We start from the raw sequence: 24,381 nt of genomic DNA on the forward strand, positions 1-24,381 counted from the left end.
AATATAACAATATGTTCTAAATTATTCCAACATTTCGACCACAGAAAATTGAAATAAAAAACCCCTGATTTACTTATCAGGGGGTAGACCGAACAACCTTTTATTTAGAGATACTGTGGCATGCTATTTAACCTCAGGAAGTACTCTTACTTCCTGCTTCATGGAAGATTGGCATAATGGACACCTTGGTTCATCTTCAAAACTATACGATTCCCTCATCCAACCTTGACAATTGTCACTCGTGCATGACCAGACATTTGTTTCCACTTTTTGAACCGGCTCTTTTGGTCCACGTGAAAATGACATGAAAGCATCTCCTTTCCTGTAACACTTCTATTATACGCCTTTCCTCTTAATAAAGAAAGATCCTTGGATCCATTACAGGTATAAACTACATTGGCATCGTTTTGCTTATCTTATATAGGATAGACAAATTACATGAAGCTTATACTCTCATTTTTCCACTTACTAATAATTTATGAAAGTTTAATAATTAGTATGTTAATAAAATAAAAGCTGACAAAAAGTCAGCTTTTTCAATAGGACTGAAATATACACTTTTTTCTTTAGAAATATCGCAAATTCAACCAAATATCATCAGTCAATGTATATTTTTATAACACAAACCGTTCAATTACTTTTGCAACACCATCTTGATTGTTCGTATCCGTTACAAAATCAGCTGCTTGTTTAATTGCATCCTGAGCGTTCCCCATTGCTACACCAATTCCAGCTTCTTGAATCATCTTCATATCATTTAAGCTATCCCCAACAGCCATCATTTCTTCCATAGTAACACCTAATTTACTACATACGGTATGAAGTGCACGTGCTTTACTTACGCCTTTTGGATTTACTTCCATGTTTGTAGGCAGGGAGTTTGTTAATTCTAAGTCCTTCATATACGATAACTCTTTCATCATCTGATTTAATTTATCTTTATCATAGGATTCACAACCAAACTTCAACCATTTATGTTCATGAAAATCTTCCGGTTTTGTGTTACGATAAACACCGTCTGTAGATATCATCCAGCTGGATAAACCTAATTCTATCGCTAAATCATACATTTTTTCAATTTTATCTGTAGCTAATAAATGTTGTTCTACTAATTCTTTTTCTACTGTCCAAATTTCTCCGCCATTTGCTGTAACCATAAAAGAAGTTAATTGCAATGACTCTGCATATGGATAACAGGATTGTAAGCCTCTACCGGTACTCAATACAACATGGACTCCTTTGTCCATAGCTTCAGCAATTGCTTTACGTGTGGCTTTAGACACTTTATGTTCATTTGTTAGTAATGTGCCATCCATATCTAATGCGATTAGTCGAATTACTTTCTCTTGTTCGTCCATTATATATCCTCCAGCCTTTCGTTTCTTCTTCTGAATGCTCTCGTTTTTCAACCTATGTAGAATATTAAATATCTATTTATATCTACGTTATTGTAAACCATTTTTCTTACAGTAGCAATTATCCTCACTTACAAACAAGCAATAGATTCCCACACAGCTTTAGCTAAATCTTCATTTGACCAGCTGGGTACATTTCTTTCCAATCCCAATTCATGAGATGCTGGAATATGAATAAATCCTGACGGTCGATGAAGTTTTTGTTCTTTAAAATAATGCAGAGTGTGGTACATAACATTATTGCACAGATAAGTTCCAGCAGTATTAGATATTTCAGCTGGTAAATTCGCTTTTTTGATGTTCTGTACCATATGTTGGATTGGTAACGTTGAAAAATAACCATCTGGACCATTTTCAACTATCTTCTCCCCTGCCGGTTTGTATCCACGATTATCTATTGGTCCATCATTACAGTTGATCGCGATTCGCTCTGGAGTTACTAATCTCCTGCCTACTGCTACTCCTAAAGATACTACTGCATCTGGGTCATAGGTTTCAATTAATCTAACCATGTCAGATCCAGATTGTTGAAATTCAACTGGCAATACATGTCCAATAACCGCATAGTCACTGATAACTTGATTATGTAATTGTTCTACAATGTTTGTGGTTGGATTAACCGGGTTATCTAAAAAAGGCGCAAACCCTGTTAGTAACAATTTTTTCATGATCGTTACTCCCCCTATTATTTATAAATCTTTACGAAACATACTCCATTGATAGAATTGATTATTCAATTCTATTTGCCTTTTCTGTGCGTCTTCTAAAGATATTGGATAAAATGAGATTTTTCCTTTTGGTGCCAATTGGGCAACCTTAGGAAGATCTGCGCTACAGATAGTTCCTATCCGTGGATAGCCACCAGTTGTTTGACGGTCTGCCATTAGAATAATTGGTTGACCATTTGGTGGGATTTGTATTCCGCCAAATGGGACAGCATCAGACCACAGAACAGTATGACTTTTAGTTACAATTTTCTTGGATTGTAACCGGTATCCCATACGATTCGAATTTGTTTCTACCACATGCGTTTGTCTAAAAAATAAATTTCTAGCTTCCATAGAGAAATGGTCTGTATGGGGTCCCTCAATAACCCCTACCTTAATGGATTTCTGATACCTTGGCCGGACAGACTCTGATAAACCAATTTTTTTAGGAGCATGTCTTGGATAACCATAAATACATGGTACATTATCTAATGTGGTTCCAAATCCACTCTTTATATCTACTGATTGGCTACCAAAGAAAGAGGGACTATCAAGTTCACCGGCAATCGCTATATACGAGCGTACGCCATTCCGGTGGCCCTCAAATGTCAACACATCTCCTGCCTGAATTTGAATGGATGTATACATAGGTGCTTCTCTTCCATTTATTTTAGCTTCTAAATCTGCTCCAGTGATTGCTATTGTAATCGTGTCACAGGCTTCCAGTTTTGGGCCAACCAGTGTAACTTCCAAGCATGCAGTATTTCTTGAATTACCTACCACTATATTTGCGGCTTGTAATGCAAAATAATCCATCGCCCCCGATACAGGAACACCAAACTGCTGATATCCATAGCGACCAAGGTCCTGAAAGGTTGTATATATCCCAGGTTTATGTACTTTAAACAAAGCTATTCGTTCATACATGATACATTCCCCCTACTTCTCACCTAAACGCTTTATGGTAATTCCATTGTTAGATAAAGTAGTTTGCAATGCTTCAGCGAAAGCTACAGCATGTTTGCCATCCCCGTGTATACAAATCGTGTCTGCTTTTAAATCTATAATGGTACCGTCGATCGCTTTGACCTTCTGATCAACGACGATTCGTTTCATTTGTTCCGCTGCGTCTTTTACATCATAGATGAATGCTCCCTTTACATTCCTTGGTGTTAAAAACCCTTCAGCGGTAAACGTACGATCTGCAAAAACTTCTGAGGCTACGTTTATACCAGCTGCTATTCCAGCAGATAATAAAGCACTATTCGCTAATCCGATCAGTATCAGATTGGAATCCAAATCATATACTGCTCTTGCTATTGCGTCTGCAACCTTCTCGTCACGTGCTGCAAGATTATACAACGCTCCATGTGGCTTAACATGTTTTAATGTCACATCGTGTACCGAACAAAAGGCCTGTAATCCTCCGATTTGATAGATTATTAGCTGATAGATTTCTTCTTCTGTGAATTCCATCATACGTCTGCCAAATCCAGCGATATCAGGGAAACCTGGATGTGCCCCAATTCCAACCCTGTTCTTTTTTGCTAAACGTACGGTTCTCTCCATTACATGTGGATCTCCTGCATGCATCCCACAAGCTATATTCGCTGAACTAATATAGTTCATAATTGTTTCATCTTCACCTACCATGAATGCTCCGTAACTTTCCCCCATGTCACAATTAATGTCAATTGTTGTCATCAGAAGCTCCCTCCTTAATGGATACGTTAAAATCTCCTGCTTCAACCAAATTGAATATATAGCTATAATCATTTTCGCTTATGGCATAAAATTGAATACGATCTCCATTTTTAAATAAGAATGGCGCCTGTTTATCATACGGATTAAATAATTGCAGTGGACTTCTTCCAATTATATTCCAGCCTCCTGGTGATGAAACTGGATAAACCCCTGTTTGTTCCTGTGCAATGCCAACAGAACCCTTAACGATTGATGGGCGTGGTTCTTTTCGTCGAGGTGTGGCTATTTGTTTATCTAGACCGCCTAGATACGGGAAACCTGGTAGAAAGCCAATCATATAGATTAGATACGCAGGTTTTTGATGGATAGCTACCACATCATCGGGAGTTAATCGGTTATATGCAGCAACATATTCTAAATCAGGGCCATATTTCTCTCCATAACAAACAGGAACATGCACCGTTCGAACCGAAGACGTTGTACGGATCGATAGATTTGTCAACATTTCTTCCAGTTTTTTGGTTATTCTTTGAAAAGATATATCAATTGGTTGGTAATAGATCGTGACAGAATTATAAGCAGGAACCCATTCAATAACACCAGAAATAGATGCTTGTTCCAACTTATTACAAATACTTCGGATTTGGGCATTCATATATTCTGTTACTTCCCCAGCTGCCTGAATTTTAACAGCCGAATCACCAACCGCTTGTAAACGATATTCCATATTCATTCCCCCAACATCCTATTAGTAAAATGATATCATATTTTAGCTAAAAATGACTGAACCTTTGGTATTTTAGGGAATCACTTATTGAAAACGCAACCAAAAATTCTTGATCAACATTAAATCTACGAATATAATAAATACTATGAATATTAAAGGAGGTAGGAACATGATTTCGACAACATGGAAATGGATGTGGGAAAAACATGATGAAGTAAAAGATATGTTTTCCTTTTTTGTTAAGCCCAAATCCTCCAAAATTTCTACCGGGAGATCGATTGATCCCTCAGGTTCATCTAACGGAAATGGTGATCACAACGGGGGACATCGTAATTATAAACCTGCACAATTAATCGGATTAATTCTTGGTCCATTGCTGTTTATTTTAACTTTACTTGTTTTTTCTCCCGAAGGTCTCTCAAAAGAAGGATTAGCGGTGTTAGCAAGTACTATTTGGATCGCTGTATGGTGGATGACTGAAGCGATACCGATTCCTGCTACCTCAATACTTCCAATCATCCTATTCCCATTAACTGGTGGATTAGACATTGATACAACTACATCTTCTTATGGTAGCGACACGATCTTTTTATTTATGGGCGGGTTTATGATCGCACTTACAATGGAGAAATGGAATCTACATAAACGAATTGCGCTTAACATTATTTCTGTCATTGGAACTAATACGAATCGAATTATTCTTGGGTTTATGGTTGCTACCGGATTTCTATCGATGTGGATTTCTAATACAGCAACAGCTATGATGATGGTCCCGATTGGTTTAGCAATTATTTATCAAATCTCAGATGCATTAAAGGATGATCCTTCCATCGATACTTCCAAGGAAAATTTCGCATTTGGTAAGGCCCTGATGCTTAGCATAGCTTATTCAGCATCAATTGGGGGAATTGCAACGTTAATTGGAACGCCACCAAATGCGGCACTTGCTGGCGTTATAAACGAAATGTACGGTATTCAACTATCATTTGCAACCTGGATGTTATTTGGTGTGCCAATTGCATGGATATTTATCTTTATTGCATGGATCTACCTGGTTAAAATTGCTTACCCTCCGAAGCTAAAACAGCTGCCTGGAGGAAAGGCAGTTATAACGGATGAAAAACGGAAGCTGGGAAAACCATCTGTTGAAGAAAAAGCTGTATTTGCCGTATTCATCTTAACTGCACTAGCTTGGATTAGCCGTTCATTTATTTTAGTTGAATGGAATGAGAATATCAATGACGCAATCATTGCGATGACAGCAGCACTTATTTTATTTATCATTCCATCTAAGAGTAGACAAGGAGATTTTTTATTAGATTGGAAAACAGCTGTAAAATTACCATGGGGCATTTTATTGTTGTTTGGTGGTGGACTTGCAGTAGCAGCTGGATTTACTGAATCGGGTCTTTCCGAATGGATTGGAAATCAATTAACTGCATTACAAGGGATTCATATTTTCATTGTTTTACTTGTCGTAACAGCATTAGTTATTTTCCTAACTGAAATCACCTCCAACACTGCAACAGCTAATATGATGTATCCGATTATGGCTGCACTTGCAGTCGCGCTTGGGGTTCATCCATTTGTAGTGATGATAGCAGCAGGTGTTGCGTCTTCTTGCGCATTTATGCTCCCAGTTGCTACACCACCGAATGCTGTTGTGTTTGGATCGAATTATTTGCGAATCCCAGATATGGCAAAGGCAGGAATAGCCCTTAATTTATGCGGAATCATTCTTGTAACCATTGCTGTGTATTTCTTGCTTCCCGTTGTTTGGGGCATCGATATTAATCACCTCCCTGACTTTGTAAAATAACCCCCTTCTTATGAAAATGAGGGAGGATGAGTAAATTAAAACGATAATACAAAGATTCTTGATAGTGCGGCTACAGCTTTTTTGGCTAATATGCAGCATTTACTAGCCGAAAGAATCTTCAAACGCGTATAGTTTTGAATGGAGTCGCCAAAAAGATTAAAAAATCGAACGTTTATCCGAATTCATTTTAACTCGGATAAACGTTCGATTTTACTTATTTTATGATTGCTTTCGAAAGCTTTTAGGGAAATTAAAGAGAATAAGGACAATTCCGATACCTAAGCTAATATAAGGAAGCATTAGCTTCGAATCTTCATAGATGTAATAGGCTCCTATCGCCGTAAGTATCCATCCGAGCGCTTCAATAAGGAGATGTTTAACCAAATGTTTATGCCCCCTTTCTAGCTGACTTTTTTTGAATCATACGTTGTAATAATTGAACAACAAAAAGGTAGAAAATTGGTAAGACAGCTATAAATAAAATTAATCCTTGCCAGCCATAGTTCCCCCAGATTGGGGAAAGAGCAGAACTACCAAGTGAAACACCTATATAATAAGATACGAGATAAAGACTTGAAGCACTTCCTTTATGATGTGTCGCTTGTTCACTTACTGCGGTAGCTGTTAACGAGTGCGCAGTGAAAAATCCTAAGCAAGTGACACATAATCCAACGATAATCCAAAACAAGGAAGCACTTAACGTCATTGCTATCCCTATCGATAAAACAGTAATCCCGGATATACGAACTTTCTTCAATCCGAAAATACCAGCTAACCAACCTGCAAACGGAGAACCAATGACGCCTAACCCATATGCAAAGAATAAATATGAAATAGCTTGTAAAGAAAGGGAGAACGGTTCACCTTGCATATAAAATGGCAAGAACGTCCACACCCCTGTGAACGATAACTGCAAAATGATACCTAGCCCAAAAACAAGAAGTAAACTTGGATCTTTTAAATGAAATAGAAATCCTTCTAAATCTTTACGAAAACTCAAACTACTAGACTGAAAGAAACGTGAGCTTGGGAGCATGAAATGGACAAGCATAAGGATAAGCATTCCGAACACCGCTAATCCAATAAACGCAATTTCCCAGGAGAACGTATCTGCTACATAACCAGTTGCCACTCTCCCAACCATTCCACCTAAAGCATTGCTAGATATATAGAGAGCGGTGGCTACACCTGCACTCCTTCGATCAATTTCTTCACTGAGATAGGCTAAAGCAGCTGCCGGCAATCCAGCAAGTGCAAATCCTTGGATAAATCTAAGCATTACGAAGATAAAAAAAGAATCCGTTAATGGCATAAAAAAGAATGGAAGTATGGAACCAATCAACGATAGTTTAATAAATATGGTTCTCCCTATTCGATCCGATAAGAAACCTAAAATAACTAATCCAATAATTAAACCTACAATCGTCATCGACAATGTTAAACTGGAGGCGGAGACTCCTATATCAAATGCCGTAACAAATACAGGCAGTAGTGGCTGTACGGCATACATACTCGCAAATATAAAAAAAGAAGCTAAAGCCAAACTAAGGGTGATTTTCCAAAAATAGAAATCCTTCATGCTATAAGCTCTCTCCTGCATAGTGTCACATCCAATACTTAAAATTGTACGCTCTGATTTATTCATCAAACACAAATTTATCTCTGCCAGCCCCCATACCAAATAAGATAACAATAATGGCAATAGTAACTAAAGTTATCAATGGGATACCCCATGTATGTGTTTGATCATAGAGAAAGCCTATAGAAAATGGTCCGAACGCAGCTAAGATATAACCAAATGATTGCGCCATTCCTGATAATTGTGCTGCTTCTATACCATTACGGGCTCGTAAACTAAGAATCGTTAACGCTAATGGAAATGTCCCACCGAGAGCCACCCCAATTAATACAACACTGAGTATCAGCATAAATGATGATTCTCCAAATAACAATGCTGTATAACCAGTAACAGAAAACAGTCCCATTATTAATACAAGCCCTTGCTGTGACCTAAATTTACCAGCCAACATCGGGACGATAAAACTAGCTGGCACTCCTATAAATTGCATAATAGACAACATCCAGCCAGCAGTGTTCACAGTAAATCCAGACGCATGGAGAATTTCGGGCAACCACGAAATCGTAACATAAAATAGAAAAGATTGAAAACCCATAAATCCAGCTACTTGCCAAGCTAATGGCGATTTCCAGATTCGATTGGATACAGGCTGAACATAATGGTATAAGGATCGTTCATTTGCACGCTTTTTCACTAGATAACCCCAAACAATGATACCAATGAGTGCTGGTACTGCCCATACAAAGAGAGCAATTTGCCAGCCCAGGTTAAGTCCGCTTGCTATCGGTACACTTAAGCCAGAGGCTGTTGCTGCAAATCCCCCCATAATTGTAGAATAAACACTAGTCATAATTCCTACCTTCGCTGGGAATTTTTCCTTTATGACACTAGGAAGGAGTACATTACAAATAGCTATACCAAACCCTATTAATAAAGTCCCTGCAAACAGAAAAAATATAACCGATAAGCTACGTAAACTAACTCCAATAAATAAAACAATTAAGCCAATTAACATTACACGTTCATTCGTATATCGATTACTAATCTTTGGCACGAGTGGGGACATGATTGCAAAAGCAATTAGTGGCAAACTAGTTAGTAACCCCACACTCCCGTTCGATAAGTTTAACTGATCTCGGATCGTTCCAATGATAGGTCCTACAGAGGTAATGGAAGGTCTTAAATTAAAGGCGATGACGACGATTCCAGTTACCAAAAGAATTTGATAAAAAGCTGGTTTTTGCTGATTTAATTGCTGCGTCTCCAATTGCTGTATCTCCCTTCTCAACATAATCCTTTTCTTAATATAGCATATCTTTGCTTTTAACTTTAAGGAAGAGCACTTATCCTTTCCTTTAGTCATTACTAATAAACAGCAAGACCCTTGTTCCATACAACAAATATAAGCACCCGCAACATAAAAAAGGTGTCGATATGTTTAATCGACAGCCTTTAGAATTGTTTCTATGGTTATTATTCCATATTTTTAAGGTATGTATCCAGCCAATTCATTTGCGCGCCAATCCAGTATTCGCGACCTTTATAGAATGAATAACAATTGCACTGATACCTTTCGTGATATACAACGGATGCTAAATAACAAATTTGTTTTTGATGATAAGGAATCTGACAAGCACTTGTTTTGTGAGGATATACGTGTATACCGCGTTCTTTCTTATCTTCCGATTCTGCTTGCATTTTAGTACCTCCTTTATTTCTCCCTCCTTTTTGTATATACCAGTTGTCGATGAAGAGGCAGGTTTCATACTGATACAAATCCATTTTTTCTATAATTTGTAAAAATAATATGACTATATTCCTATTATCTCATATTCGTCAAGGTTTTGCTTTGTTAGCAATTTTGTCGATTTTGTATCGAATAACTATCGATATCCTGTTAAACATCGTCAAACTATGTCAATATATGTTTCATTATCTAGAATCAAAAATAAGATTTTAGCGAAATTTGTTATTTATTATCATATGTGACAAATTTGTGAACTTTTTATTTACATATGATGCCAAGAACAAATAAGTCGGCTTATTCTTTTTGTTTGTGGTATACTATGGGTAGAAGGATGCATATACTAAAAAAGGACCACAGCGGCAACTGTGGTCGATGATAAGCGGTTCCTAAGGGATCGGCTATCCTGAAATAGGCCTCTCCGTTCATGCGTTAGTGTCGTCGTAAGGGAGGTCTATTTTTTATTGATGATTCGAATGATTAGTGTCAAAAAAGCGACCAAAAAGGTGCCAAACGAAAACATCACCATAATCACTTCATAAATGTTCAATTGGCTCACCCCCTCCTTATCAATAGGGCTAGCCTTGTAATCCCAAAGAACATTATCTGTTAATAGTATACCATAGATGAATGATTAAATACGTAAAAACAGAACATTTGTTTGGTTTCCTGGTAATTTTCTCTTTTTACTATACAAACAGGCCTTACTTACTGCTTGTATACTGCATTGTATGTCATTTTTTATGTACGATGTAATGCATTTGATGTGTTTTCTATGCAATTTGGTTATTGTTATCAGTAAATTTTATTGAAAATTGATTCATCTTCTAATAAAAACCTAATCATTTTCTATTGCGTCTTACTAGCTATTAACTCATAACTTAGGAATTTAGACAATCTAAAAAGGGTGCAGCTCATGAGCTGCACCCTTTTCCTATTCTTCTTTTGTTTCTTGATCTTGATTTGGATTCTCTTCATCAGGACCACCATAGAAATAATTATCTGTATCTACTGGCTCCCACTCTTCATTTGGTGTATAGAAGCGTAACAAGTCACCATATAAGACTTCATCCGACAGTTCTAGTTCTTTGACAACTTGATCTTCCATTTTCTTCATTTCTTCCGTAGGTTCCTTGATCACTTCTTTTGTCTCGTTATCATAATACTTCCCATCAACATAACTATATTCATCGGTCATAAAGTTACCATTACGGAAAGGAACAAATTCTTTATGATCCTCTGAGAACATATCTGTACCGAATTGGATATAATCACTAGCGTCGATACCTAGAATATGAAGCAGTGTTGGCATAACATCGATTTGGCCGGTATATTCATGGTTAATTCCTTCACTTTCCACTCCAGGTACTTTAATCATGAATGGAACACGTTGCAATTCAGCGTTTTTCAATGGTGTAATTTCTTCGCCTGTTATTTCTTTCATCGCTCGATTATGGTTATCACTAATTCCATAGTGGTCACCGTAGATCATGATAATCGAGTCTTCATAGAGACCTTTTTCTTTTAGATCATTAAAGAATTGCTCTAACGATTCATCTAAATAGCGTGCCGTTTGGAAATAACGGTCAACAGAACCATCCCCAGTTTCTGCAGGTTCAATAGATGCATCTTCTTCATCAATTAGATATGGATGATGATGCGTCAATGTCATCATGTGTGCATAGAAAGGTTGTTCCATATCTTCTAAATATGGCATGGATTGTTCGAAGAATGGTTTATCCTTCAAGCCATAGTTAATGACATTTTCTTCACTCATATCATAATAGTCTTCATGATAAAACTCATTAATACCTAAGTGTTTATAAACCTCATCCCGGTTCCAAAATGACTTCCCATCTCCATGGAAGACAGAACTTGTATACCCTTGCTGCTGCTCAAGAATTGCTGGCAGTCCTTGGTACGTATTATTTCCTTTTGTTACAAACGCTGATCCTTGTGGTAAACCATATAGTGACGTATCGGTTATTAATTCAGCATCAGCTGTCTTTCCTTGCTCTGTTTGATGGAAGAAGTTATCAAAATACGTAAAGCCTTTTTCTTGATCATGTACTAGATCATTCAGAAATGGCGTTACTTCTTCGCCATTCAATTTATAGTCAATTAGGAATGACTGGAATGACTCTAAGTGAATCTTGATAATATTTTTCCCTTCTCCTTTACCAAAGTATTTCTCATTTGGTTCTGCATATTTTGCATCGGTATATTCTTCTACTTTGGTAATGTCATTGCTATCAGCTAATACACGTCTTGTTGACGTCTTAGCACTTTGAATAGCATCATAGATTGTAAAGTTAAACGCACCTAAATATTTTACTAGATAGTTTCTATCAAATGTACGTTCTAATAATTGTGGACGATCAGCTTCAGCTAATCCTAGATTAATAGTAAATACTAATACCCCTGTTGCTAATACCATAAAAGGCTTACGCAACTGCATACGGCTAACGGTCCAGCTTTTACGTACGAACGTAAACAATACAATAAGGAATAAAATGTCTACTGCGTAAAGCAAGTCATGCATTTGTGCTAGATCGGCTATACTTCCACCAATACTTCCAAAGTTATCCGTCTGCATCATGGTCGGAATTGTAATAAAGTCACTGTTGAAACGGTAGAAGACGACATTAGCATATAGTATAAAGGTTAAAATGGTATCAACAATGATGATCCAAATACCAGCTCTTCTACCTTTCGCAAATAATGCTAGTCCGAGAAAAATTAATCCAGAACTAAGAGGGTTTAAGAATAATAGAAATTCTTGCATCGCCCCACTTACACCCAGACTAAATTCCGTTTTATATATTGCATATGTTTTTATCCAGAAAAGCACTAGTGCAACCGCGAAGAAGCCCATTTTGGTTGATAAAAATTTCTTCACTTTTTTCACCTCGAATTTAAAACTCATTTAGTTAGTCATTATCTTTTTTATACCCTGTTCATTTACCTTTTAATCCATAAATTTTTCTAATAACGATTTTTAATTATAACTCAATCTAAAGATTTGGTCAAAGTTTTTTAAGGTTGTTTTCTTGACAAGTTTTGGTGTTTTTTGTCGATCATTACTCTCCCAAGGACTGCAATCAAAAAAATCATGGATTTTTACCATGATTTTCTTGTTCATTATATACCTAAGTTAGTCAAAAGATGTATTACAATATGTTTAATAGCCTGTTACAGGTTAAACCGTTTCATTAATTCATTTAGTTCATCTGCCAAACTAGCAAGCTGTTCTGCATTTGCAGTTACTTCCTGCATGGAACTACTTGTTTGTTGTGTAGAGGCAGACGTTTGTTCAACACCTGCAGCTGATTCTTCCGATATCGCTGCAATTTCTCCGATAGATCCATTCATATCCTTACTTTTAGTAGAAATACGGGCTAAATGATTTTTCACAGTAGAAATACTGGCTGTCATTGTTTTTACAGAGGAATGGATAGAATGGAAGGTTTCCCCGGTTGTTTCCATTTGTTTTGTTCCTTCTTGTACTTCACTATACCCTTCCCGTAGAGATGTAGCAACTTGATTCGTTTCTGACTGAATGTTACCAACCACATTGGTAATATCTTGCAAAGAGGAAGAAACCTGTTCAGCCAATTTCCTTACTTCGTCTGCTACAACGGAAAAACCTTTTCCATGCTCTCCTGCCCTTGCAGCTTCAATCGCTGCATTTAGAGCAAGTAAATTCGTTTGTTCAGCAATCTCGCTAATAACCGTTACTAAATGAGAGATTTGTTGCGATTGACTATCTAAACCTTGTACACGTCTAACAGCAGTCTGTACCAATTGATCAATTGTCTTCATTTGTTGTTTAGTTGTAGTCATCACCTTTTGACCACCTTCTGCCTGTTGAAGGATATCCATCGAAGCAGATTCAATTGATTCGCTTTTCGTATTGACCTCTTGAATACTTGTATTAAATTCGTTCATAACTCCCGCAAGATCTCCTGCATGGCTAGCTTGCGATTCCGAACCAGTTGCTAATTCCTGCATGGTCTCGGCGACTTGTTCTGTCCCTTGTTGTACTTCATTAGCAGCTTGTTTTAGAGCATCGCTCTGTTCATTTACTGTATCTGATACACGTTTAACACGATGTAACAAATCCTGAAGGTTTTCATTCATCGTATTCGTTGCAATCATCAATTGGCCAAGTTCGTCTTTTGATTTTGTTTCCAGCGGTTCATGATGAAGGTCTCCAGCAGCAATTAGATTCATTCGTTCCTTTAAATGCTGCAATGGTCGGGTAATGGTTCTTGAAGTTAAATACGCAATCACAATTCCTAATACTGCAACCGCAATGGAAACAATTCCTCCAATCATAACTGTCTGGTCACCTGATTGTATAATTGTTTCCCCCACCTCATTGATCTTTGTCTCTTTTGCTTTCGCTAAATCACTAAAACCTTGAATTAATTCATTAGCTATTGGCTGCACTTCATTTGTCATAATTAATCGTGCTTGATCTTCATTTCCATTATCGTATTGTTTAAATACTTCATCGGTGAGGTGCCCCCACTCAATCTTCTTATCTATTAGAGCTTTTGCTTGCTCTGAATCACTGTTTTCTAAGACAAAATTCTCTAATTCCATTGTTGCTTCTAACGTATCATTAAATTCCTGCTTATATTTTTCTTCTCCATATAATAAGTATCCACGAATAAGACTTGTACGTTCTGCCATATTAATCGCAAGCTGTTCATCAGCAACTAACACTGGCAATTCTTCTTTAATAATTTCATGAGTATCTTGGTTATTGTTATTGATTACAATATAATTGGTCACTCCCAATACGAAAACAAATAAAGTAATAACGGAAAATGCCACAAATAACTTCGTCTGTAAATGTTTAAATTGAAATAAGCTCTTCACTCTACTTCCCCCTTATGTCTATTACCTTGTTGATTCATTTTGACTTCCTGTATTAATTTCATAATTCGGTAAGATAAGAACCTCAACTCTACGATTTTTTGCCCGATTTTCGATCGTTGTATTTGGTACAGTAGGTTGGTGTTCTCCAAACCCTTTTGCACTGAATCGCGTTGGATCTAATTTTTCATTCGTTAATAATAAATGCATAAAATTAACCGCTCTTGTTACACTTAATTCCCAATTTGATGTGAATTCTGCATATTTGATTGGTTTATTATCCGTATGGCCACTTATGACAATTTGATGAGGTGGGTCCGTATAAAGAAATTCAGACAATTCCTTGGCAATTTCCTCCCCATTCGCTGTCACTTCTGCACTTCCAGAATCGAATGTGACATCATTTAAAATGGTAATCAGCAGGCCTTCATCTGTTAATTGGGTAGCTAACATGGCATCTAAATTTTTTTCTTCTATATACTGGTTCATCTGCTTTTGTAGTGTTTGTAATTCATGTAGCTCTTGTTCATTGGCACTCTGTTCCGTTTGTTTATCCTCTTCTTGTTCTTCATTCGGTAATTCTATTGCCTTATTACTCTCTTCAAGTATCGATTGGCCGCCAGAAAATTCATTTTGAAACACCCGAGATAATTCTCGGTATTTTTGCGAGTCGACTTCACTCATCGCAAATAACACAATAAATAATGCTAATAGTAACGTTAGTAAATCAGAATAAGGAAGTAACCATGACTCATCGATATGATGCGAATTTTTCTTTTTATTTCTACGCATCAGCCTCCTCCCCTTGTAAGGTAATAAACGCTTTCGTGGATAAATACGATCCTAGCTTGTCTCTTACTACTAATGCTGAATCACCTACAGTAATGGAAAGCATCCCTTCTAACATAATTTCTTTCACTTGAATTTCTTTCCTCGACTTTTCACGGAGCTTATTAGCGAAGGGATGCCACAAAACATATCCAGTGAAAATACCTAACAATGTTGCGATAAAAGCTGCCGAAATAGCATGACCTAGCACGTCCATATCCTGCATATCTCCAAGTGCAGCAATTAAACCAATAACAGCACCTAGTACTCCTAATGTTGGTGCATACGTTCCAGCCTGGGAAAACACGGCAATTCCTTCTTGATGTCTATTTTCAATCGCATTCATTTTTTCGATCATAACTTCACGAATAAACTCTGGAGATTGGCCATCTACCACAAACTGTAAACCGGATTTTAAAAACGGATCGTCTACTTCCTGCAGTTGTTTTTCTAGTGACAGGATCCCCTCTTTTCGTGTTTGATCAGCTAAATCAGTAAACATCAAGACAACGTCCTTGGGATCATCATGCTGATCATTAGAAAAAATGATCTTAAATAAAGATGGTACTTTTTTTATCGTACTCAACGGAAATGCAATACAGACTGATGCTGCCGTCCCGACAAGAATAATTAGAATGGCTGCGGGGTTCACAAGAGCTCCAATATGTACTCCTTTTAATACCATTCCTACTCCTACCGCAATAATTCCTAAGATAATACCTATAACTGATGTCTTATCCAATGTGCTACCTCCTCGTTTTCATAAATCAATGGCTGCTCCATAACGATAACTTCAGACAAAAAACGATCGTAGTGAACCGTTTCACTTTTCACGGATTGTTTAGCTAAATATTGTACCAGCCTTTAAATAAACCCCTTATGCTCTCAACTTTACACGCAACAAACGGATGAAAATTGTTGTTGGCACCATTGTAATCCTTTTGTTTAAAAGTTAACTTGTTACCTATCCTTGTTATCGGCTCTTATTACAAAAGGTAAAGAATAAATTGGTAATCGTTGTTATTTTTTATCGAGACTTTTATCCTATTTATGTATATTTTGTGTACAAAGTCCCGCTCCCTTTCAACAACCAGCCTTTCCATCCGATACAAATGGAGAAACAGTGTAACTGGAAGTTTAAAAATTGATAAGGAGTGAATAGATAAGTGGTAGTGTCAACAAATGAAGAATTAGATGTACATCCATTATTACAAGCATTTGTAACGGTGGGCCCGTTTCTTCAGGAATTAATTAATGATGATATAACGATTGGCATTTATGATACAGAGAAATTAGTAATTAATTTTCCAGCGAAGACATTTTCTCTAAAAGTAACACCTGGTGACCCATTAATGGACGGAGATATTGTTACAAACGCTATTCGCCAGAATCAAAATCAAGCAGCGATTGTTCCTGCTGAGTTATTTGGAGTGAATTTAATCGCTCGTGCTGTCCCGCTGCATGACCAATCAGGGAATGTTATTGGAGGAATTGGAGTTGGGTTGAGTGTACAAAAAGCGAATCAACTGTCCGAAGTAGCTTCCAACTTATCCATGGTATTTGATGAAGTGACCAATACGATTCAAGATATGGCGGAATCGATTACCGGCTTAGCTAGTAATATGTCGTTTGTTTCTGAAAAAGCGACCGAAGTGACAAATCGGGTAGAAAATATCGAAAAGGTGTCTAATGTCGTAAAGGGCATTGCAGACCAAAGTAATTTATTAGGTTTAAATGCAGCAATTGAATCAGCACGAGCTGGTGAACACGGAAGGGGATTTACCGTTGTTGCTGATGAAATACGAAAAATGGCAGCAAGCTCCAAGGAACAAGCCTCAGAAATTCATGCAATTACCGACGATATTAAAGGAGTAATCTCGAATTTGGATTCGTATATACAAGATGCGAACTTAGAATCAGATAGCCAGTCAGCGGCAATTGAAGAGCTTACTGCAACCATGCAGGAAATTAATAGTAATATTCATACATTAGCTCAACTTGCAAAAGAAAATCTCGAATTAAAAAACTAACTAGGAGAGATACCTATGAATTTCAATGAATTAAGTAGTCAATACATTAACGGAGAATGGCGCGAGGGTACTGCTTCAACAAAGATGGAAAATACGAACCCTTATAATGGCGAACCTATTGCAACTTATCAAGCTGCTAGTATCAATGATTTGGATCAAGCCTATCAAGCATCTGCCAAAGTCCAGAAAATCTGGGCCAAAGCAAATCCAGTAGTTCAACGTGAAGTATTTGAAAAAGCCGTCACGTATATCGAACAAAACCATGAAGCAATTGTTGCAATTATTATCGAAGAAATTGGTGGAACTAGATTAAAGGCTGAATTTGAAATCGGACTAGTAATAAATATTATTAAAGAAGCTTCCACCTTTCCATTCCGTATGGATGGAAAAATACTCCCATCACCTATTGATGATAAAGAAAATCGTGTATACCGAATTCCTGTAGGTGTTGTAGGAGTTATCAGTCCATTTAATTTTCCGTTCTTCTTGTCCATGAAATCAGTTGCTACTGCATTAGCTGCTGGGAATGGCGTTGTCCTAAAACCTCATGAACATACACCAATTACAGGTGGAACGATGATTGCAAAAATTTTTGAACAAGCTGGGCTGCCAAAAGGGCTATTAAATGTCATTACGACAGAAATTGTTGAAATTGGTGATCAATTTGTCGAGCATCCTATTCCACGTGCTATTTCCTTCACTGGTTCTACCAAAGTTGGAAAACATATTGGCGCAGTCGCTGGAAAACATTTGAAAGAAACCCATTTAGAATTAGGAGGAAACAGCGCCCTTGTCGTGCTTGATGATGCTGATGTTGATCTTGCAGTAAGTGCTGCCGTGTTCAGTCGCTTCACCCATCAGGGTCAAATTTGTATGTCTGCAAATCGTTTAATTGTCCACGAGAATGTTTATGATGAATTTGTAGAAAAATACGCAGCGAAAGTAAAAACGTTAACCTGTGGTAACCCGAATGATCCAACGACTATTATTGGGCCTCTGATTAATGAGCAACAAGTGAACGCAACGGTCGCTTTGGTTGAAAAAGGAATTAAAGAAGGTGCTACTCCTCTTGTTAAAGGAAACGTGGAAGGGAATATCGTTGAACCTGTTGTCTTTACCGATGTGACACCAGAAATGGCAATAGCGAATGAAGAACTATTCGCGCCCGTAGTATCCATTTTAAAAGTTTCGAGTGATAAAGAAGTAATTGCTTATGCGAATAATAGTGACTATGGCTTGAGTGGAGCAATTCATACGAGCAATGTGGAACGTGGTGCTGAACTTGCTAAGCAAATGGACACTGGTATGATCCATATTAATGACGGAACCATTAATGACGAACCAAATGTTGCATTTGGCGGGGTGAAAAATTCTGGACTTGGTCGTTTAAATGGTGACTGGAGTTTAGATGCTTTTACAACATATAAGTGGATTAGTATCCAACATAAAGCACGACAATATCCATATAGTTAATTTTAGATGAAACCACCACTTGAGAATGCCGGTTTTTGAATAAGAATATATTAGAATTACTATTCATCTAAAAATCTTTCTAAGCTTTTCGCTTAGAAAGATTTTTAGTTATCCAGCATTTATTTCGTCACAAAATCATTAACATAACGGATAATATGCTTAGATAGTTCGAATTTATCGTAAATATAATTGGGTCCAAGAGGATCTGTTTCTAATAAAAATAGATTCTTTGATTCATCCAATCCTAATTCTACAACTACCTCTGTAATTTTTTCCCCATATACCCTTTTTAAAGAACTAGCAGCTTTACTTGAAAGCAATCGTATATCCTTTTCGATATGGTTCATATCTTGGCTATCTTCTTTTGAATGAAGGTAATTCGTTAAACTCACCTTTTCATTACTACTTTTTGAACAGCTATGAAGTTTCACATAACTACTAACCATTTCCCATTCATGAAATGGATTCTCCATTAGATGTACGCTAATTGTATTCAAATTTTCTCTTGGATCCTCTTGGATAACCAAATTTGTTTCGCTGATTAATTTTTTGAATTTATTTAATAGAGGTAATTCATTATATACCTTACATGATTTATCATGCGATAATTGGTACTTCCCATTCTCCATTTTTTTAATATAATGAGCTTCCCCCAAAAACGAACCCGTTTCCGTTCGTAGCATAACTTTTTTATATTTATCTAGATATTGAAATATATCTCTGGTTCTAGTTACACTTTTAAAAGCTGGCATACAGTTAGCAAGGTTATCTTCCTCTAGAAGATTTTGATAGATATTTGATCGTAACTGATATTCAACAGGCCATTTATTAATAAACTGAATATCACTTAACTCTCCATATAAGAACGAAACGTTTGTATTTCCTCTTAAATTTGTTCTGTCGTAGATAACCTCTGGATATGTGACGATTTTTGCTACCCATTTCCCATTTTCAAAAAAATTACCTTTTATTAGCATCTCATTATAGTCAATATCATTTGGTGTAAATGTGAAAAAATTAACTTCCTCTTTTCTTGTAGTTTGCGCTAATTCAATTAGAAAATTTTCTTCTTCCTTATTAATATTAATATTTGGTTTTTCAAGGACAGCTAATCGTACATTCCCATTCGTTGGAGCAAAAGCTAAGTTAGATATATTGGCTTGGAAGTCACTATTAACAACCGTGTCTTTATGAACAATCTTATTTTTTGCTATATACCTCGCATAGGCGATTGTATTAATTGCACGCTTTTCTTCATGATAAGCCGTTTGTGGTCCATTATTCGCTTCATGCATCCAATATTTCCCATGTTCGTCAATCGCTAAGTCGATCCCAAGCTCATCCAATGCAAAATAATGAAGTTTATCAAGGTACTGTGCTAGTTCAAGGGAAAGACGTAAGATATCATGTTCATATGTTGCCCCATTTTTTCCAAACTCTTGTTCTAAAAAAGCATGAAAGTCTTCCACTCTACCATCTGTAGCAACATTACTTAAATTACTTTTTTTATTCCCTACACGAGGATAGATATGAGTTAATACCCAAAGACCTTCTCCATTCTTTTGAACATGCGCTCGAATATGATAAGGTTCACCATTCTTTGTACGCGTATGAATATAACGCTGTATAATGAAGCGATCTTTCTTTCCTAAAATAACGGTCCTCAGCCAATTAGTAAAAGCATCATAACTTAATACTTTTTCTTTTTTATGTTCGGATAAAATATATCTGGACCCCTTTTTTGTAACGAAAAAAATATTCTCTCCTCTATTACTTGAGAGTGCTTTGAATACGACTTTATTGTTTTTTTGAAGAAATTCAAAAATAATATTTTCATTTCTGCATAGCTGAAAAGGTACTAGTAATTCTGCATATTTTCTATGCTTTGCAATTAGTTTCGGCAGTTGGAACTTATTACCTACATGATAGCTTGTGAATGGAATAACCCTTCTTAACTTCCTTTCAGCTAATGACCGTTTTCCCGTTCCCACATTATTTATTACATCCGGAAAGGGAACACGAATGCGTTCCCAATTACTATTTACACATATGTCGGCATTAATTTCATTCTTAGTAAAGTCAATATCCGTTGACTCAAAAAATAACAATCGAGCATGTTGCCTCTCACTTTCTTGAATTAGCGCATTTAAACGAGGATTCGGAATAAAACGTCTAGGATTGCCATGCGAAGAAAAAACTCCAATTGTACAAACCTTATCTTCTTCTATTTCAACAAATTCTTTCGAAGTAATATCACATATCGATTTCAATAGTGGTAATAATGTAAATTGTAAAACTTCGCTTATCTTTGTAGTATTTCCCTTTTCCAACAATTGAGCAGTTTGAAGTAACTGTGCCTCCAATTTTTTTCGCTTTTTATCTAACTCATTGCTATGTGATGAAATCACATTACTGACTGAACTAAACCCCTCAACGATGGAACTAAGTGTATAAATACTTTGATTCATTTCTTTACGTTTTATAAGCTCGTGAAAGTGTTCAGTCGCTTCCAACAACGTCTGAACAATATTGTTTACCTGTGAAAGTTGTTGATCTGTCAGCTCATTCAAATCTATTCCTCCTAAGATTCACCTTAAAAATCACTCTAAATTTATTATCGGACGAAGAAGGGAATAGTTTGATTCAAATTGCGAATTAATTGTAAATAAAAAAGGAATCATTCGCTAATAGGAATGACCCCTTTTTTCTACTATTTGTTATTGTTTATCGAAGTAGTTGTAAAACGCCTTGCGGTTGTTGATTAGCTTGTGCCAACATACTTTGCGCAGCCTGTGTCAAAATGTTATTTTTCGTAAAGTTCATCATTTCTTTAGCCATATCAACATCACGTATACGTGATTCAGCAGCTGTTAAGTTTTCAGCAGATGCCCCAAGGTTGTTAATCGTATGCTCCAAACGGTTTTGAACTGCACCAAGGTTAGAACGTTGAGTGGAAACAGTGTTAATTGCTTCGTCAATGCTCTCTAATAAACCATCATAACCAGCAGTGTCTAATGCTTCACCACTCTCATCTACCACAGAAATTTCATTTACACCTAAGCCCTCTGCACTCATGTCAGCAATTTCAACAGTTAACTGCTGTCCTGCGTTGGCTCCAACTTGGAAAGTCACACCGTCAGTAGCTAGACTGCCATCAAGTAAGGTTTTTCCGTTAAATTCTGTACGGTCAGAAATACCTTTACTACCAGTTTCTCCACCTAATTCTTGAATAAGTGACCCGATTTCATCTTGAATTGCTTGTAGATCTTCTGATTCCTGTGTTCCTGTGTTAGAAGCTTGAACAGTAAGTTCACGCATACGTTGTAGAATAGCGTGTGATTCGTTTAGTGCACCTTCAGCAGTTTGAATCAATGAAATGCCATCTTGGGAGTTTTTAGAAGCCATTTCCAAACCGCGAATTTGACCTCGCATTTTTTCAGAGATTGCAAGACCTGCTGCATCATCACCAGCCTTGTTAATTTGTAGACCAGAAGAAAGTTTCTCCAAAGAATTTTGTACTGCACTGTTGTTACCAGATAGTTGGCGGTGCGTGTTAAGCGCCGCAATGTTGTGATTAATAATCATAATTTTCTTACCTCCATGTAAGTAGTGTTTTTGAGGTACGTCCTTGTGCCTCATCTATAACAGCTCTTGTATGAGAGCTATTATCCAATTTACGAATGTTTGGCCGAAACATTCATCATCAAGATGATTACATTCCTTATATCGGCATGTTGGAAGAAAGTTTAATCATTTTTGGATAAAATATTTTCTTTTTCATAGGAAAATAGAATATAATGTAGAATACTGATTTGTTATGATTTAAGAAAGCGCTTTTAGTAAAGAGAAAGAAGCGGCTGGTTAGTGCCGTAGGAATGGCACTAAGTACTCAGTTAATTCGGAATGCAGCTAGCTTGATCCAAATGAGGCTAGTAACATAAGTAAACAATTTACTCATTATCAAGCAATCTATGAAGAGAGGAGTAAATCGATGAAAGCAATTACGCGTTTTTGTGATCGAATGGTGCAGCGTTATTTACCAGATGCATTTCTATTTGCCATTCTATTGACGATTATTGTGTTTATTCTTGGTGTACTATTCACTGAGAGTTCGCCAGTAGAGATGGTGTCGTACTGGGGAGGTGGTTTTTGGGATTTATTAGCATTTGCTATGCAAATGTCGCTCATTGTTGTCACAGGTTATATTTTAGCCAATACCCCCATTGTGAAGCGTTTATTAAGTAAGCTTAGTACAATAGCCGATACGCCTTCGCAAGCTATTTTATTGGTAACCTTTGTTTCCTCTGCTGCATGCTTGATTAACTATGGGTTTGGTCTCGTTGTTGGTGCATTGTTTGCAATCCATGTAGCCAAACGAGTTCCAACGGTTGACTATCGTGTGCTAATGGCTAGTGCATACAGTGGATTCCTACTGTGGCACGGTGGATTATCTGCTTCCATTCCGCTTTTAATTGCCACACCAGGCCACTTTTTGGAAGATACGATTGGCACCATTCCTGTTTCTGATACCTTGTTCAGCAGTTTCAACTTATTTATAGTAGCAGTGTTATTATTTACATTGCCATTTTTGAACCGCTTCTTAATGAAGGCAAGAGATCCGCTACATAATACGAATGCGACCCTTTGGAGACCCGAAGAGATTAATCATTCCATCGACAATTCAGAAGAACCACTGGGAGAGCTAACGCCAGCGGAACGATTAGAAAATAGTAAAGTATTATCCCTGTTAATTGGCGTATTCGGTCTAGCATTTGTCGTTTTTTTCTTTATCGAAAATGGATTTGATTTAAATATTAATATTGTCAACTTTATCATGTTGTTTCTAGGGATCCTTTTTCATCGGACGCCTCGACGCTTTCTTAATAGTGTCACAAGTGCGGTTAAAAATGCGGGTGGTATTATTGTTCAATTCCCTTTCTATGCAGGGATTATGGGAATGATGGTAACATCTGGTCTTTCCGAACAAATGTCGATGGCGTTTGTGAATATATCAAATGAATTCACATTCCCGTTATTTGCATTTATCAGTGCTGGTATCGTCAATTTCTTTGTCCCTTCTGGCGGTGGCCAGTGGGCGGTTCAAGCTCCGATTATGATTCCCGCTTCCCTAGAATTAGGTGTGGACACAGCCAAGACAGCAATGGCAGTTGCCTGGGGAGACGCTTGGACAAATATGATTCAACCATTTTGGGCATTGCCATTGCTTGCAATTGCTGGATTAAAAGTACGTGATATCATGGGATTTTGTGTACTAATACTACTATATAGCTTCTTTCCAATTGCTATCGGCCTATTGTTCTTTTAATTTTAACTTGCTTTGCTGTCTGAAACGAGCTTTTAGACAGCAAAGTTGAAAAACTTGGTGGAGACTACTACGGGTGCACAACATCACATCAGCCTCCTTAAGAGCAAATACAGCTTTTAGGGAGGCTGATGTGTTACCCGATAAA

At 37.0% G+C, this 24,381-nt stretch carries 21 protein-coding genes; 4 read left to right on the forward strand and 17 right to left on the reverse strand.

The genetic code is table 11. The features are described 5' to 3' along the window. Positions 1–123: 123 nt before the first annotated feature. The 6 genes from M948_RS25195 to pxpB form a co-directional block, all read right to left on the reverse strand. Positions 124–306, reverse strand: coding sequence for a cold-shock protein (locus M948_RS25195; RefSeq protein WP_021289136.1), 183 nt, complete (start codon positions 304–306; stop codon positions 124–126). A gap of 308 nt (positions 307–614) precedes the next feature. Beyond that, positions 615–1,358: a Cof-type HAD-IIB family hydrolase gene (locus tag M948_RS25200; protein WP_021289137.1), complete on the reverse strand. Its 744-nt coding sequence runs from the start codon at positions 1,356–1,358 to the stop codon at positions 615–617. A 128-nt stretch (positions 1,359–1,486) separates the two neighbouring features. Further along, positions 1,487–2,083 (reverse strand): pyroglutamyl-peptidase I, encoded by a 597-nt coding sequence (locus tag M948_RS25205; protein WP_021289138.1) that lies wholly within the window; start codon positions 2,081–2,083, stop codon positions 1,487–1,489. 21 nt (positions 2,084–2,104) lie between these two features. Further along, positions 2,105–3,049, reverse strand: coding sequence for a 5-oxoprolinase subunit C family protein (locus M948_RS25210; RefSeq protein WP_021289139.1), 945 nt, complete (start codon positions 3,047–3,049; stop codon positions 2,105–2,107). Between the two features lie 12 nt (positions 3,050–3,061). Further along, entirely contained in the window at positions 3,062–3,826 is a 765-nt protein-coding gene (locus tag M948_RS25215) for a LamB/YcsF family protein (protein WP_021289140.1), read from the reverse strand. Continuing rightward, entirely contained in the window at positions 3,813–4,553 is a 741-nt protein-coding gene (gene pxpB, locus M948_RS25220) for a 5-oxoprolinase subunit PxpB (protein ID WP_021289141.1), read from the reverse strand. Before pxpB ends, M948_RS25215 begins: the two co-directional genes overlap by 14 nt. Before the next feature lie 169 nt (positions 4,554–4,722). Here pxpB and M948_RS25225 point away from each other — a divergent pair, with 169 nt between their 5' ends. Then, positions 4,723–6,372: an SLC13 family permease gene (locus tag M948_RS25225; RefSeq protein ID WP_021289142.1), complete on the forward strand. Its 1,650-nt coding sequence runs from the start codon at positions 4,723–4,725 to the stop codon at positions 6,370–6,372. Between the two features lie 219 nt (positions 6,373–6,591). Here the strand turns inward: M948_RS25225 and M948_RS43120 are convergent, their stop codons facing one another. The 9 genes from M948_RS43120 to motA all read right to left on the reverse strand — a co-directional run bounded on the left by M948_RS43120 (position 6,592) and on the right by motA (position 16,149). Further along, positions 6,592–6,756: a hypothetical protein gene (locus M948_RS43120; RefSeq protein WP_021289143.1), complete on the reverse strand. Its 165-nt coding sequence runs from the start codon at positions 6,754–6,756 to the stop codon at positions 6,592–6,594. A 4-nt stretch (positions 6,757–6,760) separates the two neighbouring features. Continuing rightward, positions 6,761–7,972, reverse strand: a complete 1,212-nt coding sequence (locus tag M948_RS25230; protein WP_031334991.1) for an MFS transporter — start codon at positions 7,970–7,972, stop codon at positions 6,761–6,763. A 37-nt stretch (positions 7,973–8,009) separates the two neighbouring features. Then, the gene (locus M948_RS25235; RefSeq protein WP_021289145.1) at positions 8,010–9,218 is read right to left on the reverse strand and encodes a CynX/NimT family MFS transporter; all 1,209 of its coding nucleotides are present in this window, start codon (positions 9,216–9,218) and stop codon (positions 8,010–8,012) included. Between the two features lie 206 nt (positions 9,219–9,424). Beyond that, the gene (locus M948_RS25240) at positions 9,425–9,649 is read right to left on the reverse strand and encodes a hypothetical protein (RefSeq protein ID WP_021289146.1); all 225 of its coding nucleotides are present in this window, start codon (positions 9,647–9,649) and stop codon (positions 9,425–9,427) included. 500 nt (positions 9,650–10,149) lie between these two features. Next, positions 10,150–10,245, reverse strand: a complete 96-nt coding sequence (locus M948_RS42715; RefSeq protein ID WP_081674573.1) for a putative holin-like toxin — start codon at positions 10,243–10,245, stop codon at positions 10,150–10,152. 384 nt (positions 10,246–10,629) lie between these two features. Further along, positions 10,630–12,594 carry an LTA synthase family protein gene (locus tag M948_RS25245; RefSeq protein WP_021289147.1) on the reverse strand — a complete coding sequence of 655 codons (1,965 nt, stop codon included), beginning with the start codon at positions 12,592–12,594 and terminating at the stop codon, positions 10,630–10,632. A gap of 293 nt (positions 12,595–12,887) precedes the next feature. After that, positions 12,888–14,582, reverse strand: a complete 1,695-nt coding sequence (locus M948_RS25250) for a methyl-accepting chemotaxis protein (RefSeq protein ID WP_021289148.1) — start codon at positions 14,580–14,582, stop codon at positions 12,888–12,890. A gap of 21 nt (positions 14,583–14,603) precedes the next feature. Next, positions 14,604–15,371: a flagellar motor protein MotB gene (gene motB, locus M948_RS25255; protein WP_021289149.1), complete on the reverse strand. Its 768-nt coding sequence runs from the start codon at positions 15,369–15,371 to the stop codon at positions 14,604–14,606. Continuing rightward, entirely contained in the window at positions 15,364–16,149 is a 786-nt protein-coding gene (motA, locus tag M948_RS25260) for a flagellar motor stator protein MotA (RefSeq protein WP_021289150.1), read from the reverse strand. The genes motB and motA overlap by 8 nt, the downstream gene beginning before the upstream one ends. A 430-nt stretch (positions 16,150–16,579) precedes the next feature. On the opposite strand from motA, the gene M948_RS25265 reads away from it, so the two are divergent. Beyond that, the gene (locus M948_RS25265) at positions 16,580–17,437 is read left to right on the forward strand and encodes a methyl-accepting chemotaxis protein (protein ID WP_031334994.1); all 858 of its coding nucleotides are present in this window, start codon (positions 16,580–16,582) and stop codon (positions 17,435–17,437) included. A 15-nt stretch (positions 17,438–17,452) separates the two neighbouring features. After that, positions 17,453–18,910 carry an aldehyde dehydrogenase family protein gene (locus tag M948_RS25270; RefSeq protein ID WP_021289152.1) on the forward strand — a complete coding sequence of 486 codons (1,458 nt, stop codon included), beginning with the start codon at positions 17,453–17,455 and terminating at the stop codon, positions 18,908–18,910. Between the two features lie 119 nt (positions 18,911–19,029). Here the strand turns inward: M948_RS25270 and M948_RS25275 are convergent, their stop codons facing one another. After that, on the reverse strand, positions 19,030–21,480 hold the full coding sequence (locus M948_RS25275; RefSeq protein ID WP_021289153.1) for a YheC/YheD family protein: 2,451 nt from the start codon (positions 21,478–21,480) through the stop codon (positions 19,030–19,032). A 154-nt stretch (positions 21,481–21,634) separates the two neighbouring features. Then, positions 21,635–22,495 carry a flagellin Hag gene (gene hag / locus M948_RS25280; protein WP_021289154.1) on the reverse strand — a complete coding sequence of 287 codons (861 nt, stop codon included), beginning with the start codon at positions 22,493–22,495 and terminating at the stop codon, positions 21,635–21,637. 406 nt (positions 22,496–22,901) lie between these two features. Here hag and M948_RS25285 point away from each other — a divergent pair, with 406 nt between their 5' ends. Then, positions 22,902–24,236, forward strand: a complete 1,335-nt coding sequence (locus tag M948_RS25285) for a short-chain fatty acid transporter (protein WP_021289155.1) — start codon at positions 22,902–22,904, stop codon at positions 24,234–24,236. The last annotated feature ends 145 nt before the right edge of the window (positions 24,237–24,381 follow it).

Source organism: Virgibacillus sp. CM-4 (assembly GCF_000445495.1).
Lineage (GTDB): Bacteria > Bacillota > Bacilli > Bacillales > Amphibacillaceae > Virgibacillus > Virgibacillus salexigens.